We start from the raw sequence: 1,787 nt of genomic DNA, 5'->3' as shown, positions 1-1,787 counted from the left end.
GCTCTTTAACAATTTATCAGACAATCTGTGTGGGCACTCGCAAGACGATATCGAAGCCTGTTTCGGCAGGCAGAAGCAATATCAAAGTCTTGAAGAGTGACCAAAGCAGTACACATTTGAACTTCGGTTCGAATGCATATTTGCAGAAAGTAATCTTTGAGCATCGCTGCTTTTATTAGCAGCAAATCAAACAAATCTTAAATTGAAGAGTTTGATCATGGCTCAGATTGAACGCTGGCGGCAGGCCTAACACATGCAAGTCGAGCGGCAGCGGAAAGTAGCTTGCTACTTTGCCGGCGAGCGGCGGACGGGTGAGTAATGTCTGGGAAACTGCCTGATGGAGGGGGATAACTACTGGAAACGGTAGCTAATACCGCATGACCTCGCAAGAGCAAAGTGGGGGACCTTCGGGCCTCACGCCATCGGATGTGCCCAGATGGGATTAGCTAGTAGGTGGGGTAATGGCTCACCTAGGCGACGATCCCTAGCTGGTCTGAGAGGATGACCAGCCACACTGGAACTGAGACACGGTCCAGACTCCTACGGGAGGCAGCAGTGGGGAATATTGCACAATGGGCGCAAGCCTGATGCAGCCATGCCGCGTGTGTGAAGAAGGCCTTCGGGTTGTAAAGCACTTTCAGCGAGGAGGAAGGGGTTGAGTTTAATACGCTCAATCATTGACGTTACTCGCAGAAGAAGCACCGGCTAACTCCGTGCCAGCAGCCGCGGTAATACGGAGGGTGCAAGCGTTAATCGGAATTACTGGGCGTAAAGCGCACGCAGGCGGTTTGTTAAGTCAGATGTGAAATCCCCGCGCTTAACGTGGGAACTGCATTTGAAACTGGCAAGCTAGAGTCTTGTAGAGGGGGGTAGAATTCCAGGTGTAGCGGTGAAATGCGTAGAGATCTGGAGGAATACCGGTGGCGAAGGCGGCCCCCTGGACAAAGACTGACGCTCAGGTGCGAAAGCGTGGGGAGCAAACAGGATTAGATACCCTGGTAGTCCACGCTGTAAACGATGTCGACTTGGAGGTTGTGCCCTTGAGGCGTGGCTTCCGGAGCTAACGCGTTAAGTCGACCGCCTGGGGAGTACGGCCGCAAGGTTAAAACTCAAATGAATTGACGGGGGCCCGCACAAGCGGTGGAGCATGTGGTTTAATTCGATGCAACGCGAAGAACCTTACCTACTCTTGACATCCACAGAACTTAGCAGAGATGCTTCGGTGCCTTCGGGAACTGTGAGACAGGTGCTGCATGGCTGTCGTCAGCTCGTGTTGTGAAATGTTGGGTTAAGTCCCGCAACGAGCGCAACCCTTATCCTTTGTTGCCAGCACGTAATGGTGGGAACTCAAAGGAGACTGCCGGTGATAAACCGGAGGAAGGTGGGGATGACGTCAAGTCATCATGGCCCTTACGAGTAGGGCTACACACGTGCTACAATGGCAGATACAAAGTGAAGCGAACTCGCGAGAGCAAGCGGACCACATAAAGTCTGTCGTAGTCCGGATTGGAGTCTGCAACTCGACTCCATGAAGTCGGAATCGCTAGTAATCGTAGATCAGAATGCTACGGTGAATACGTTCCCGGGCCTTGTACACACCGCCCGTCACACCATGGGAGTGGGTTGCAAAAGAAGTAGGTAGCTTAACCTTCGGGAGGGCGCTTACCACTTTGTGATTCATGACTGGGGTGAAGTCGTAACAAGGTAACCGTAGGGGAACCTGCGGTTGGATCACCTCCTTACCTAACGATACGCATTGCGCAGTGTCCACACAGATTGTCTGATAG

At 52.4% G+C, this 1,787-nt stretch carries 1 rRNA gene; it reads left to right on the top strand.

Features of this window, described 5'->3' with window-relative positions:
* Positions 1–199: 199 nt before the first annotated feature.
* Positions 200–1,742, top strand: a 16S ribosomal RNA gene (locus tag FTA96_RS21380).
* The last annotated feature ends 45 nt before the right edge of the window (positions 1,743–1,787 follow it).

The organism is Yersinia alsatica (assembly GCF_902170305.1).
GTDB classification, from domain to species: domain Bacteria; phylum Pseudomonadota; class Gammaproteobacteria; order Enterobacterales; family Enterobacteriaceae; genus Yersinia; species Yersinia alsatica.
Note: the sequence above shows the minus strand (reverse complement) of the source record. Positions and strands in the feature narration are given on the sequence as shown.